The organism is Mycolicibacterium cosmeticum (assembly GCF_000613185.1).
In the GTDB taxonomy this organism is placed as follows: Bacteria; Actinomycetota; Actinomycetes; order Mycobacteriales; family Mycobacteriaceae; genus Mycobacterium; species Mycobacterium cosmeticum.
In genome coordinates this window covers 2,244,266-2,257,016 of sequence record NZ_CCBB010000003.1, presented here as the reverse complement: position 1 = coordinate 2,257,016, position 12,751 = coordinate 2,244,266, and the positions used below count along the sequence as shown (strand labels likewise).

General features: G+C 70.6%; 13 protein-coding genes. 7 read left to right on the top strand and 6 right to left on the bottom strand.

Translation table 11 applies throughout. From position 1 onward, the window contains the following. Nucleotides 1-16 precede the first annotated feature (16 nt). The 4 genes from BN977_RS30190 to BN977_RS30175 all read left to right on the top strand — a co-directional run bounded on the left by BN977_RS30190 (nucleotide 17) and on the right by BN977_RS30175 (nucleotide 2,791). Nucleotides 17-961, top strand: a complete 945-nt coding sequence (locus BN977_RS30190; protein WP_024452822.1) for a LysR family transcriptional regulator — start codon at nucleotides 17-19, stop codon at nucleotides 959-961. 131 nt (nucleotides 962-1,092) lie between these two features. Beyond that, nucleotides 1,093-2,133 (top strand): FAD/NAD(P)-binding protein, encoded by a 1,041-nt coding sequence (locus BN977_RS30185; protein WP_024452823.1) that lies wholly within the window; start codon nucleotides 1,093-1,095, stop codon nucleotides 2,131-2,133. Beyond that, nucleotides 2,130-2,504, top strand: coding sequence for a YidH family protein (locus tag BN977_RS30180; protein WP_234709692.1), 375 nt, complete (start codon nucleotides 2,130-2,132; stop codon nucleotides 2,502-2,504). Before BN977_RS30185 ends, BN977_RS30180 begins: the two co-directional genes overlap by 4 nt. Further along, nucleotides 2,501-2,791 (top strand): DUF202 domain-containing protein, encoded by a 291-nt coding sequence (locus tag BN977_RS30175; RefSeq protein ID WP_024452825.1) that lies wholly within the window; start codon nucleotides 2,501-2,503, stop codon nucleotides 2,789-2,791. The genes BN977_RS30180 and BN977_RS30175 overlap by 4 nt, the downstream gene beginning before the upstream one ends. Nucleotides 2,792-2,794: 3 nt before the next feature. Here the strand turns inward: BN977_RS30175 and BN977_RS30170 are convergent, their stop codons facing one another. Together BN977_RS30170 and BN977_RS30165 are read right to left on the bottom strand one after the other, a co-directional pair. After that, nucleotides 2,795-4,741: a primosomal protein N' gene (locus tag BN977_RS30170; protein WP_084172788.1), complete on the bottom strand. Its 1,947-nt coding sequence runs from the start codon at nucleotides 4,739-4,741 to the stop codon at nucleotides 2,795-2,797. A gap of 50 nt (nucleotides 4,742-4,791) precedes the next feature. Then, nucleotides 4,792-5,490, bottom strand: a complete 699-nt coding sequence (locus tag BN977_RS30165) for a lysoplasmalogenase (protein WP_191262665.1) — start codon at nucleotides 5,488-5,490, stop codon at nucleotides 4,792-4,794. Between BN977_RS30165 and BN977_RS30160 the strand changes: the two genes are divergently transcribed. The 3 genes from BN977_RS30160 to BN977_RS30150 are packed head-to-tail and all read left to right on the top strand — an operon-like array spanning nucleotide 5,489 to nucleotide 8,872. Next, nucleotides 5,489-6,418, top strand: a complete 930-nt coding sequence (locus BN977_RS30160) for an alpha/beta hydrolase (RefSeq protein WP_036403750.1) — start codon at nucleotides 5,489-5,491, stop codon at nucleotides 6,416-6,418. The genes BN977_RS30165 and BN977_RS30160 overlap by 2 nt on opposite strands. 3 nt (nucleotides 6,419-6,421) lie before the next feature. Further along, nucleotides 6,422-7,378: an alpha/beta hydrolase gene (locus BN977_RS30155; RefSeq protein ID WP_024452829.1), complete on the top strand. Its 957-nt coding sequence runs from the start codon at nucleotides 6,422-6,424 to the stop codon at nucleotides 7,376-7,378. 9 nt (nucleotides 7,379-7,387) lie between these two features. Continuing rightward, nucleotides 7,388-8,872, top strand: coding sequence for a flavin-containing monooxygenase (locus tag BN977_RS30150; RefSeq protein WP_036403748.1), 1,485 nt, complete (start codon nucleotides 7,388-7,390; stop codon nucleotides 8,870-8,872). Here the strand turns inward: BN977_RS30150 and BN977_RS30145 are convergent. The 4 genes from BN977_RS30145 to metK all read right to left on the bottom strand — a co-directional run bounded on the left by BN977_RS30145 (nucleotide 8,858) and on the right by metK (nucleotide 12,722). After that, nucleotides 8,858-9,691, bottom strand: coding sequence for a MetQ/NlpA family ABC transporter substrate-binding protein (locus BN977_RS30145; protein ID WP_036403746.1), 834 nt, complete (start codon nucleotides 9,689-9,691; stop codon nucleotides 8,858-8,860). The genes BN977_RS30150 and BN977_RS30145 overlap by 15 nt on opposite strands. Beyond that, nucleotides 9,688-10,389: a methionine ABC transporter permease gene (locus BN977_RS30140; protein ID WP_036403744.1), complete on the bottom strand. Its 702-nt coding sequence runs from the start codon at nucleotides 10,387-10,389 to the stop codon at nucleotides 9,688-9,690. The genes BN977_RS30145 and BN977_RS30140 overlap by 4 nt, the downstream gene beginning before the upstream one ends. After that, nucleotides 10,386-11,378 carry a methionine ABC transporter ATP-binding protein gene (locus BN977_RS30135; RefSeq protein WP_234709691.1) on the bottom strand — a complete coding sequence of 331 codons (993 nt, stop codon included), beginning with the start codon at nucleotides 11,376-11,378 and terminating at the stop codon, nucleotides 10,386-10,388. The genes BN977_RS30140 and BN977_RS30135 overlap by 4 nt, the downstream gene beginning before the upstream one ends. 135 nt (nucleotides 11,379-11,513) lie before the next feature. Then, nucleotides 11,514-12,722, bottom strand: a complete 1,209-nt coding sequence (gene metK / locus BN977_RS30130) for a methionine adenosyltransferase (protein ID WP_036403741.1) — start codon at nucleotides 12,720-12,722, stop codon at nucleotides 11,514-11,516. Between the last annotated feature and the right edge of the window lie 29 nt (nucleotides 12,723-12,751).

The following is a 12,751-nucleotide window of genomic DNA, read 5'->3' as shown; positions in this document are numbered from 1 at the left end:
TGCTTTCATCGAGGCCATGGCTTTGAGTTCGCGGATGCCCGGCCTCACCGAGTTCGAGGTGCTGATGGCCGTGGCCGAGACGGGCAGTCTGGGCGCGGCCGCCCGCAAGATCGGGGTGACCCAACAGGCGGTGTCGGCCCGGCTGGCGTCGATGGAGGCACAGACCGGTGTGAAGCTCGCGGTCCGCACACCGCGCGGATCGCAGTTGACACCGGCCGGGGTGGTGGTTGCCGAGTGGGCCCATCAACTGTTGGACGTCGCCACCCACGTGGATGCCGGTTTGGCGTCGCTGCGTGCGGAGACCCGCAGCCGCATCAGGATTTCGGCCAGCCAGACCATCGCCGAGCAGTTGCTGCCGCGCTGGCTGGTGTCGTTGCGCGCCGCCGCGCTACAGAACGGGAGTCCCGCGCCGGAGGTCACGCTGACGGCCACGAACAGCGATCACGCGATTGCCGACGTCACCGGCGGGGCGGCCGATGTGGGCTTCGTCGAAAGTCCGGCGGTGCCGTCGGGTGTGCGAACCAGGGTGGTGGCCCATGACGAGCTGGTGGTCGTGGTGGCCCCCAGCCACAAATGGGCCAGGCGGTCACGCCCGGTGAGTGCGGCGGAGCTGGCACAGACGCCGCTGATCTGCCGCGAAGCCGGTTCCGGTACCCGCGACTCCCTCATCGCCGCACTGCGGCGGGCCGGTTACCAGCCCGCCGAGCAGGCCTCTCCCCTGCTGGAGCTTTCCTCCGCGGCGGCCGTTCGGGCGGCGGTGCTGGCCAGTCAGGCCCCCGCCGTGATGAGCCGGCTCGCGGTGGCCGACGATCTCGCGTTCGGGCGGTTACGCGAGGTGCCGACGCCGGAGCTGGACCTGCACAGAGAGCTTCGCGCCATCTGGGTCGGCGGGCGGACGCCGCCGGCGGGCGCGGTTCGTGACCTGCTCGGGCACATCGGCACACGGCAAGCGGCGCACTGACCGCCGGCCCACAACCGGAGTTTGTGAGCTCACAACGATGTGGTCCGTACCGCCGGGCGACGGCCGGGCCGACGATGAGTGTGTGGTGCTGATCGGCACCACGACACAGACATCCGAAGGAGCCCGCAGCCATGCATCCGACGCACTATCGGTGGACGATCATCGGAGCCGGTCCGGCCGGCATAGCCACAGTCGGTCGGCTGATCGACTCCGGCATCCGTCCCGACGAGATCGCCTGGGTGGACCCGGAATTCGCCGTCGGCGATTTCGGGACCCGGTGGTCGGTGGTGTCCAGCAACACCCGGGTCAGTGGCTTCCTGGATTTCCTGGAGACACCCGCGGCGTTCGAGTTCCGCGAGGCGCCGGACTTCCCGATCCGCGGCCTCGACCCACGCCAGACGTGCTCGCTGGGAGCGGTTGCCGAACCACTGCAATGGATCACCGGCCGCCTCGCCGAGCGGGTCGCCACCCACAAGACCACGGCCACCCGGTTGGAGCTGACCCGGCGCAGCTGGGCCGTGCACACCGAGCGGTCGGTACTCACCTCGGACAACGTGGTGCTGGCCATCGGATCCGAGGCCCGCAGCCTGGATTACCCGGGTCTGCGCGAGATTCCGCTCGACGTCGCGGTCGATGCGCGCAAGCTGGCGGCCGAACCGCTCGACGGTGCGACGGTCGCCGTGTTCGGCTCGTCGCATTCGACCATGCTGGTGCTGCCCAATCTGCTGAGCCGGCCGGTGGCGAAGATCATCAACTTCTACCAGCATCCGCTGCGCTACGCCGTCGACTTCGGTGACTGGACGTTGTTCGACGACACCGGCCTGAAAGGCCATGCCGCCCAATGGGCCAGGGACAACCTGGACGGACGGTTGCCCGAGCGGCTGCACCGGTGCCTCGTGGACGACCCGCGGTTCGACGAGTTGCTGGGCCGATGCGATCAGGTGATCTACACGGTGGGTTTCGAGCCGCGGCGGGTCGCGGCACCCCAGTGGGGGCCGCTGCGGCACAACCCCGCCAACGGCATCATCGCCCCCGGCCTGTTCGGGATCGGCATCGCCTTTCCGGGTTACCGGGTCGACCCCACCGGATTCGGGGAGCACCGCGTCGGGCTGGAGAAGTTCATGGAGCAGCTCGACAAGTGTCTGCCCATCTGGTTGCGGTACGGCGCATGACGGTGCCCGCCATGCCCGCCGCGCGGCCGTCGGCAGACGGCGGCACCGAACCCGACTACCGGTTCACCCTGGCCAACGAACGCACGTTCCTGGCCTGGATCCGGACGGCGCTCGCCCTGATCGCCGGCGGCGTCGCCGTCGCGCAACTGCTCGGACCGTTCGCCGTCTCGTGGGGACGCCGCGGCCTGGCCACCGCGTTGATCGCGGCGGGAGCCGCGGTGGCGGCCGCGTCGGTGCGGCGCTGGCAGCGCGTGCAGCAGGCCATGCGAGCCGACGCCGACCTGCCGGCGACACACCTGCCGGCGATGTTGACCGGGTTTCTGCTCATCATCGGCGCGGCGGTGTTGATCCTGGCGGTGCTGGCGGGGTGAAAGCCGACGGCCTGCAGCATGAGCGCACGCAACTCAGCTGGGAGAGAACGGTGTTCGGATTCCTGGCGGTGGCCGTCCTGCTGGCCTTCCGCGCCCGCGAACTGCCCGGGTGGGCGCACGGACTCGCCGTCATCGCCCTGCTGGCCGCCGGTGCCGCACACCGGGTTCGGCGCGCAGAGCTCACCTGCGGGCGGGGCGCCGTCGCGCCGGCGCGGTGGGTGATTCCCGTGACCGGGACAGTGACCGCCGCGCTCGGCATCGGCTGCGCCGCCGCGGTGTGGTGGTGACGACTAACCGATGTGCAGCGGGTCGATCTGCACCCGCACCGGCTGCTGGTCGTGGCGGGCCGACATCGCGTTGACCGCCCGGCGCAACGCGGCCGCCAATTCCAGACCGGTGCTGCGCGGCACCCGCACCAGCATGCGGCTGATGGGACTGTCGACCGCGACCCCCGGCGGCCGTCGCGCGCCGGGCGGCAGGTCGACCGGTCCCAGCAGTTCGGCCTCGGCCGGCAGCGTCGCGGCGTCCACCAGGGCGGCGACGGCTTCGGGGGCACCGTCCAGCACGGCCAGGTGCACGGCCGGCGGCAGGCCGACCTCGGTACGCGCGTCCAGCTCCGCTTCGGCATGCCCCAACGGGTCCCAGCGGATCAGTGCCTGCACGGTGGGGATCACCGACTCGGCGATGACCGCCACCATGCCCCCGTCGGCGCGGCTGCGCACCAGTGCGGTCGCCGCCATCCACCGGCGCAAGGTGTCCTCGGCGGCGCGCAGGTCCTGCCGGCCCAGCAGGGCCCAACCGTCCAGCAGCAAGGCGGCCCCGTATCCACCGGGCGCCGTGGGCTCCGCGCCGGGGGTGGCGACGACGACGGCCGGCCCGGCCCGCACCGCGGAGAGCACGCTGTCACCACCGGAGGTGATGACCACCGCACCGGGCAGGGCGCGGCCCAGTTCCTCGGCGGTGCGGCGGGCGCCGACCACCACCGCCCGCACCGCGTCGGACCCGCAACTCACGCATCGCAGCGACAGCTCGGTGCGGGCACACCATCGGCACACCGCACCGTGGGCGTCGCGGTCCGGCAACGACAGTGGCCCGGTGCAGTGCCGGCAGCGGGCCACGGTGCGGCAGCGGGCGCAGGCCAGCGCCGGGATGTAGCCGCGCCGCGGCACCTGGACCAACACGGGATGCCCGGCGGCCAGCGCCGTGCGGGCGGCCCGCAACGCCATCGAGGGCACCCGGGCGGTGCGGGCCGCCGGATCACGCTCCTGGTCGAACGCGCTGTCGTCCACCGCGGCCACCCGCGGCGCCCGGGCCCGCACCACCGCGCGGGAGGCCACCAGATCGTGTGCCCAGCGGCTGCGCACCAACGCCTGCGCCTCGGCGGTGCGCGCGTACCCGCCCAGCAGTGCCGCGCAGCGCAGTTGGTGCGCGCGCAACATGGCGACCTCGCGGGCGTGCGGATAGGGGGCGCGCGGCTCGGCCAGGGAGTCGTCGCCGTCGTCCCACACGGCGACCAGTCCCAGGTCGGCCACCGGGGCGAACACCGCGCTGCGGGTGCCGATCACCAGCCGGGCCTGCCCGCGCAGCACCGCCAGCCAGCGCTTGTACCGTTGGGACGGGCCCAGGCCCGCCGACAGGGCCACCACCCTGGACTCGTCCACGCGCTCACACGCGGCGGCATGCAGTGCGTCGACGTCGCGCTGGTCCGGGACGATCAGCAGGGCGCCTCGCCCGGAATGCACCGCCACGGCGGCCGCCTCGGCCAGCCGCTGCGGCCACCGCTCCCCCGGCAGCGCCTGCCACACGGCGCGGGCGGCGCGGCCCTGCCGCACGGCATCCAGGAATTGCGGCCCCCGACCGTAGTCGGCCCAGCCCGACGCATCGACGGGCTGCTCGCCCAGCGGCGGCAGGTCGGGGCTCGTCTGTTTCTCGGCCGCGGCATGCCGGGGCGGCACCGCCAGTCGCAGCACGTCGGCGCGGGTGCCGGCGTAGCGGGCGGCCACCGCGTCGACCAGCCGGCGCACCTCCTGGGTCAGCACCGGTTCCGCCGACACCACCCGGTCCAGCCAGCCGAGTTTGCCGGAATGGTCGGTGTCCGAGCGTCTTTCGAGGACGAAGGCGTCCACCAGGCGGCCGTGGAAACGCACCCGCACCCGCACGCCGGGCTGGGCGTCGTCGGACTGGTCGGCCGATACCAGATAGTCGAACTCGCGGTCCAGGTGCGGGACCGACAGCATCGGGAGCACCCGCGCGATCGGCTCGTGCTCGGCGGGCTGGGGGCTCGCCGTCACCGCTGTCGGCCGAAGAAGAAGCCCGCGGTGATGAGCAGCAGCGAGGCGGCGTAGAACCACCAGATCGGCACGGCCAGCCGCTCGCTGCCCAACACGAACTTGCTGATCCCGATCATCCCGTCGGACACCGCGAAACACACCGCCCCCAACGCCGTCCACGGTGTCGGCAGCCGCGCCAGCAGCGCCGCGCAGACCATGGCACCCAGCACCCCGATGTAGACCACCACGGGAACCGCCATGCCCTGTTCCAGCAGCGCCGGCCAGAACCACACCAGCAGCACCACGCAGGCGGCCACCACCACCGCGGCGGCGGCCAGCCGCGGCGTGCTGCGACCGACCAGTGGGTACAGCGCGGTCAGGAAGCACAGGTGCGCCAACAGGAAGGCGCCCAGCCCGAGCACGAAGGACGGCGGCCACCAGGGCAGCGCCAGCAGGAAGTCACCCGCCGCGGAGAACATCAGCGCCGGTACCAGCCAGCGCCGTTCCCGGCCGACCGGGTGCCACAGCGCCGCGCCCGCCAGCAGTACCGCCGCGGCGGCCTTCACGGCGGGCTGCAGGCCGAACTGCCCGGTCAGCTCGGCCCCGGCCGGCACGCGCAGCGCCACGGTGATCAGGAAGACGCCGTATCCGGCGGCGGCCAGCAGCGCCAGCACCCACAGCAGCCGGGTCGGGCGCGCTGCGTACGGTGATGCCATGCCTGAACCCGGTACCGACAGACCCGCCCTGGACGCCATTCTGGAAAAGGTACTGGAAGCGGTGCCGTTCCAATTGACCACCGAGGGTGGTGCCGAAGCCGCCCGCGAGCGGTTCCGTGCGCTGCCCCGCCGCCCGGTGCACCAGGACCTGCGCACCGAGGACCGCACCATCGCCGGTGTCCCGGTCCGGGTGTACCGGCCCGACACCGCCGAGTCGCGCCCGCCGGTCGTCCTGTTCTTCCACGGCGGCGGCTGGGTGGTCGGCGATCTCGACACCTATGACGGCACCGCCCGCGAGCACGCCGTCGGGGCCGGTGCGGTCGTGGTGTCGGTGGACTACCGGCTGGCCCCCGAGCATCCCTACCCGGCCGCCGTCGACGACGTGTGGGCGGTGACGCAATGGGTCGCCGCGCATGCCGACGAGCTCGGCGCCGACCCGGAACGCCTTGCGCTGGCCGGTGATTCGGCCGGCGGAAACCTGGCCGCGGTGGTGGCGCTGCTGGCCCGCGACGCCGGCCTGCAACCGCGCCTGCAGCTGCTGTGGTACCCGGCCACCACCTGGGACACCACCTTGGCGTCGTTCACCGAGAACGCCGACGCCCCGATCCTCGGCCGCCGCGCCGTCGGCGGCTTCTCCCTGCTGTACGCCGGCGACGCCGACCTGAAGAACCCGCCGGCCACGCTGGTGCCGGCCCGCGCCGACTCGCTGGCCGACGTGGCGCCGGCCTATATCGCCGTGGCCGGGTACGACCCGCTGCGCGACGACGGCGTGCGCTACGGCGAGCTGTTGGCCGCGGCCGGGGTAGCCGTCCAGGTGGATCACGCCCCCACCCTGGTGCACGGGTACCTCGGCTACCACGGCGTGGTGCCGGTGGCGACCGAGGCGGTCGATCGTGGGCTGGCCGCGCTGCGGGCCGCGCTAGCCTGAGGCATGACCACCACCCGACCCGACGTCGACCCGATCCTCAAGGCGCTGCTGGACGCCGTGCCCATGGTGTTCACCAAGGCCGAAGGGGTGGAGGTGGCCAGGGAGCGGATGCGCGCGGTGCGCCCGCCGGCCGAGATGCTGCCGCAGTTGCGGATCGAGGAGCGCACCGTCTCCTACGGCGAACTCACCGACATCCCGGTGCGCATCTACTGGCCGCCGGTGGATCGGCACGACAATCTGCCCGTGGTGGTCTTCTACCACGGCGGGGGCTGGGCGATCGGCGATCTGGACACCCACGACCACGTGGCCCGTGCCCACGCCGTGGGCGCCGAGGCGATCGTGGTGTCGGTGGACTACCGGCTGGCGCCCGAGCACCCGTTCCCGGCCGGGGTCGAGGACGCCTGGGCGGCGCTGCGCTGGGTCGGCGAGCACGCCGCGGAGCTGGGCGGGGATCCGGCCCGGATCGCGGTGGCCGGCGATTCGGCCGGCGGCAACCTGTCGGCGGTGATGGCGTTGCGGGCCCGCGACGCCGGCGGGCCGCCGCTGGTGTTCCAGCTGCTGTGGTATCCGGTGGCCGTCGGTGACCGCACCGCCCCGTCGTTCCTGGAGAACCCGAACGCCTACATCCTCAACGACGAGGTGGTCGAGGCCTTCCTGGAGTGGTATCTGCCGGGGATGAACCTCGACGACCCGGCCGCGCTGCCCACCGATGTGGCACCGGCCAACGCGGCGTCGCTGCAGGGGTTGCCGCCGGCGTTCATCGGCACCGCCGAGCACGACCCGCTGCGCGACGACGGCGGCCGGTACGCCGAATTGCTCAGCGCGGCGGGCGTTCCGGTGCAGCGCAGCAACGAGCCCACGATGGTGCACGGTTACGTCAGCCTGGCACTGGCCTCCCCCGCCGCGACCGAGGCCACCGAGCGCGGGCTGGCCGCGTTACGGGCGGCCCTGCACCCCTAGGGGAACGACATGGCGGATCCGGATGTGCACACCCTGATCGTCGGTGCCGGCTTCTCCGGCATCGGCGCCGCCATCAAACTCGACCAGGCCGGCCTGTCGGACCACCTGATCGTGGAGGCGGGTGAGCAGGCCGGTGGCACCTGGTACTGGAACACCTATCCCGGTATCGCCGTGGACATTCCGTCGTTCTCCTACCAGTTCTCCTTCGAGCAGAGCCCCGACTGGTCCCGCACCTATGCGCACGGGCACGAGCTCAAGGCGTACGCCGACCATTGCGTGGCGAAGTACGGGATCGGCCCGAGGATCCGCTACGGCACCGAGGTGACGGGTGCGGTGTTCGACGACACCGAGGACGTGTGGCGCGTCGAGACCTCCACGGGACCAGTCACCGCCCGGCACCTGATCAACGCCGCAGGCGTCCTCAACGTCCCCAAGCTGCCCGATATCGACGGCGTCGGCGACTTCGCCGGCACCACCGTGCACACCGCACGCTGGGATCACCGCGTCGACCTGACCGGCAAGCGGGTGGCCGTCATCGGCACCGGCGCCTCCGCGGTCCAGCTGATCCCGGAAATCGCCCCGCTCGTCCAGCAGCTCACGGTCTTCCAGCGCACCCCGATCTGGTGCTTCCCCAAGTTCGACGTGCCGTTGCCCGCACCGGCCCGCTGGGCGATGCGCCTGCCCGGCGGCAGCGCGGTGCAGCGCGCCCTCAGCCAGGCCTATGTCGAGGTGACCTTCCCGCTGTCGGCGCAATATCACGGGGTGTTCCCGTTGTCCAAGGGTGCCGAGGCGCTGGGCCGCCGGTATCTGCGCAGCGAGGTGCCCGATCCGGTGTTGCGCGACAAGCTCACCCCGACGTACGCGGTGGGCTGCAAACGGCCGGCATTCCACAACACGTACCTGTCCACGTTCAGCCGGGACAACGTCACGCTGGTCACCGAACCCATCGCGCAGATCCGGCCGCACGGCGTCGCGACCACCGACGGTGCCGTCCACGACGCCGACATCCTGGTGCTGGCAACGGGTTTCAAGGTGATGGACGTCGACTCGGGCACCTTCCCCGTGCTCGGCTCCGGCGGACAATCACTGGCCGAGTTCTGGTCGACGCAGCGGATGCAGGCCTATGAGGGCGTCAGCGTGCCCGGCTTCCCGAACTTCTTCAACGTGTGCGGCCCGTACGGATATGTGGGCTCGTCGTTCTTCGCGTTGATCGAAACCCAGACCCACCACATCGTGCGCTGTTTGCGCCGGGCCCGCAGTGCCGGTGCGACCCGGGTCGAGGTTCGGCGGGAGGCCAACGACCGCTACTTCGCCGAGATGATGCGCAAGCGGCACCGCCAGATCTTCTGGCAGGACAGCTGTTCGACCGCCAACAGCTACTACTTCGACCGCAACGGTGACGTACCGCTGCGGCCGGCCAGCACCCCCGAGGCGTACTGGCGCAGCCGCCGCTTCCCGCTCGACGATTACGAATTCGGTTCAGAACGCCGGTGAGACGTCCCCGCCGGGCCAGCGCTGCTTGATGAACTCCCGGGTCTTGTCGCTGTGCAGCAGCTCGTCCAGTTTGGCGATATCGGCGTTGTTCGCGTTGTCCGCCCGGCTGACGAGGAAATTCGCGTATGGATTGTCCTGCAGCGACTCGACGATCAGCGCGTCCTTGAGGGTGTAGCCCGCATCCAGGAAGTAGTTGCCGTTGAGGATCGCCAGATCCACGTCGGGGACGGCCTTGGCCTGCAGGTCGGGTGCAGCCTCCACGAACCGCAGGTTCTTCGGGTTGCCGACGGTGTGCACGTTCACCGGTCCGCCGGCCGGCAGCGTCACCAAGCCCTTGCTAGCCAACAGTTTCAGCGCGCGGGCCTGGTTGGAGCCGTCATCGGTGATGCTGATACTGGCGCCGTCGGGCAGCTGTTCGGCGGAGGTGAACTTCTGCGAGAACGCGGCGTACGGCTCGATGTGCACGCCGGGGAAGGCGTGCAGCTTGTACCCGAAATCGGCGACCTGCTCGTCCAGATAGGGTTTGTGCTGGAAGTAGTTCGCGTCGATATCGCCTTCCGCCAGCCAGCGGTTGCCCAGCGAGTAGTCGTCGAACACCCGGATGTCGAAATCCAGGCCGGCATCCTTGGCGGGGCCGTTCTTGATGAATTCCAAGATCTCGGCGTGCGGCACCTGGGTGGCCGCGACGGTGAGCTTGTGCTTGTCACCGGAGCCGCGCAGCGTGAGGAACGCGGCGACGGCGATCACGACGATCACCACGGCGCCGAGCGAGAGATACAGCGGCTTACGGGATTTCGGTGGTCCATCCGGGGTGGTCATGAGGTTACCTTTCGTGGTTCGGTTGCGGAGTTGGGGGCACGGTGGTCGGTGCGCCGCGCGAAATAGTCGCCGACCACCTGGAAGATCTGCGCCAACACGATCAGCAGCAGCACCGTCGCCCACAGCACCGGGCCGTCGTAGGACCGTGCACCGTAGCGGATGGCCAGGTCGCCCAGCCCGCCGCCGCCGATCACGCCGGCCAGCGCCGAGAAGCCCAGCAATGCGATGACGGTGACGGTCAAAGCCGAGATGATGCCGCTGATCGCCTCGGGCAGCAGCGTTTTGGTGATGATCTGCCACCGGGTGGCGCCGACCACCGTGGCGGCGTCGATCTTGCCGGCGTCCACCTCGCGCAGCGAGGTCTCCACCAGCCGGGCCAGGAACGGAATGGTGCCGATGGTCAGCGGCACCATCGCCGCGACGGTGCCCAGGCTGGAGCCGACCAGCAACCGGCCCAACGGCCACAGCGCGATCACCAGGACCAGGAACGGCAGCGACCGGGTGACGTTCACGATGGCCCCCAGGACGGTGTTGAGCCAACGCACCGGAGCCAGCCCGCCGGGCGCCGTGGCGTACAGCACCACCCCCAGCGGGATGCCGAACGCGATGACGAACACGAACGGGATGAACACCAACTGCAGCGTCTGGTACAGGGCCACCGGAACCGCGTCGGTGGTGAACAGCAGTGATCCGCTCATACCGGCGCCCCGACCGCCGGAGCGACGACGGTCAGGCCGTGCCGCTGCAGCCACCGCACGTAGGCGTCGCAGCGTTCGGTGGCCGAGTGGTCCACTCCGGTCAGGCCCAGCTGGAACTGCGAAACCGATTGCTCACCAAGGCGTAACACCTCGCCGTCGAGGATGCGGACATCGGTGTTCAGCTCGCGCGACAGCGCGCTGATGAAGGACGCGGTCGCATCGGCGCCGGCGCGCACGTTGACGATCAGCTCGTCACCGGCCGGTGCCGGCGGGGCCTCCAGCGGTGGCAACAGGCCGGCGGCCGGATCGCCCGCCACGTCGGCCAGGCCGCCCTGGGCGAGCACCTTGCCATGGCTCAGCACGGTGACGCGGTCGGCGATCTGCCGCACGATCGCCAGGTCATGGGTGATCAGCAGGATGGTGACACCGAGCTCGTCACGCAGATCGGTCAGCAGACCCAGGATCTCCTGGGTGGTGGCGGGATCCAGCGCACTGGTCGGCTCGTCGGCCAGGATCACCGATGGTTGCGCCGCCAGCGCCCGGGCGACGCCCACCCGCTGGCGCTGGCCACCGGACAGCTGGGCCGGGTAGTCGTCCCCGCGGCCGGTCAGCCCCACCAGTTCGATCAATTCCTGCGCGCGGTACCAGCGTTTCTTGCGGTCCCAGCCGGCGATCTCCAGCGGATATTCGATATTGGCGCGAACGGTGCGATTGTCGAGCAGGTTGGCCGACTGGAACACATTGCCCAGCCGCCGGCGGGCACCACGTAACTCCTTCTCCGACAACGCCGTCAGATCCTGGCCGTCCAGCACCACCCGGCCACTGGTGGGACGTTCCAGCAGGGCGATGGTACGCACCAGGGTGCTCTTGCCCGAGCCGCTGGCCCCCACGACGCCCAGGATCTCGCCCTGCCCGACGGAGATCGACACGCCGTCCAGCGCGCGGGTCGACCCGTAGATCTTGGTCAGGTCTTCGGTGTGGATGGACACGATCGCCTATTAGCGCCGATATCGGCCGCCCACACCACCGTTGTATTCAGCGCGCTCGAAAGTTCGCCCAGCAGACGCAAAATCCCGCGCCCTCGGGTGAGAACGCGGGACTCTGTGCCTGGTCGCGAGTGCTGACTAAACGGAAGCCTTCAGGTCGTCGACCTTGTCCAGCCGCTCCCACGGCAGATCGACATCGGTGCGGCCGAAGTGCCCGTACGCGGCGGTCGGGGCATAGATCGGGCGCAGCAGGTCCAGGTCGCGGACGATGGCGCCGGGCCGCAGGTCGAACACCGCGGTGATGGCCTTCTCGATCCGGGCCGGGTCCACCGTCTCGGAACCGAACGTCTCGACGAACAGGCCGACCGGGGCGGCCTTGCCGATGGCGTAGGCCACCTGCACCTCGACCCGTTCCGCCAGGCCGGCAGCCACCACGTTCTTGGCCACCCAGCGCATCGCGTACGCGGCCGAGCGGTCCACCTTCGACGGATCCTTGCCGGAGAACGCGCCGCCGCCGTGCCGGGCCCAGCCGCCGTAGGTGTCGACGATGATCTTGCGGCCGGTCAGGCCGGCGTCGCCCATCGGGCCGCCGAGCACGAACTTGCCGGTCGGGTTGACCAGCAGCCGGAAATCGGAGGTGTCCAGGGTCTCGTGGTTGAGGTCGGCCAGCACCGTGTTGACGACCTTCTCCCGGATGTCCGGGGTGAGGGTGCCGTCCAGGTCGATCCCGGCGGCGTGCTGGGTGGACAGCACGACGGTGTCCAGCCGCACCGGGGTGGTGCCGTCGTACTGCACGGTGACCTGGGTCTTGCCGTCGGGGCGCAGGTAGTCCAGCACCCCGTTCTTGCGCACCTCGGTGAGCCGGCGCGCCAGCCGGTGGGCCAGCGCGATCGGCAGCGGCATCAGTTCCGGCGTGTCCTTGATGGCGTAGCCGAACATCAGGCCCTGATCGCCGGCGCCCTGCAGGTCCAGCGGATCGCCGGCACCCTCGACGCGGGTCTCGTGCGCGGTGTCGACCCCCTGCGCGATATCGGGTGACTGACGGCCGATGCCGATGTTGACACCGGCGGTCTCGCCGTCGAAGCCCTTGTCGGAGGAGTCGTACCCGATCTCCAGGATGCGCTTGCGCACGGTGTCGTTGATGTCGGCGAACGCCTCCTTGGCCGACGTGGTCACCTCACCGATGACGTGCACCTGGCCGGTGGTGACGGCGGTCTCGACTGCGACACGCGATTTGGGATCGGCGGCCAGCAGCGAGTCGAGGATCGAATCGCTGATCGCGTCACAGATCTTGTCGGGGTGTCCTTCGGTGACCGACTCGCTGGTAAACAGTCGACCTGTGCTCACAGTGCCTTTTCCTCCAGATAGTTAGGTAG

Coding starts and splice junctions, on each gene's coding strand:
- BN977_RS30155 (WP_024452829.1), top strand. CDS start 6,422: ATGACCACCACCCGACCCGACGTCGACCCGATCCTCAAGGCGCTGCTG.
- BN977_RS30180 (WP_234709692.1), top strand. CDS start 2,130: ATGACGGTGCCCGCCATGCCCGCCGCGCGGCCGTCGGCAGACGGCGGC.
- BN977_RS30145 (WP_036403746.1), bottom strand. CDS start 9,691: ATGACCACCCCGGATGGACCACCGAAATCCCGTAAGCCGCTGTATCTC.
- BN977_RS30150 (WP_036403748.1), top strand. CDS start 7,388: ATGGCGGATCCGGATGTGCACACCCTGATCGTCGGTGCCGGCTTCTCC.
- BN977_RS30190 (WP_024452822.1), top strand. CDS start 17: ATGGCTTTGAGTTCGCGGATGCCCGGCCTCACCGAGTTCGAGGTGCTG.
- BN977_RS30170 (WP_084172788.1), bottom strand. CDS start 4,741: ATGCTGTCGGTCCCGCACCTGGACCGCGAGTTCGACTATCTGGTATCG.
- BN977_RS30165 (WP_191262665.1), bottom strand. CDS start 5,490: ATGGCATCACCGTACGCAGCGCGCCCGACCCGGCTGCTGTGGGTGCTG.
- BN977_RS30140 (WP_036403744.1), bottom strand. CDS start 10,389: ATGAGCGGATCACTGCTGTTCACCACCGACGCGGTTCCGGTGGCCCTG.
- BN977_RS30185 (WP_024452823.1), top strand. CDS start 1,093: ATGCATCCGACGCACTATCGGTGGACGATCATCGGAGCCGGTCCGGCC.
- BN977_RS30160 (WP_036403750.1), top strand. CDS start 5,489: ATGCCTGAACCCGGTACCGACAGACCCGCCCTGGACGCCATTCTGGAA.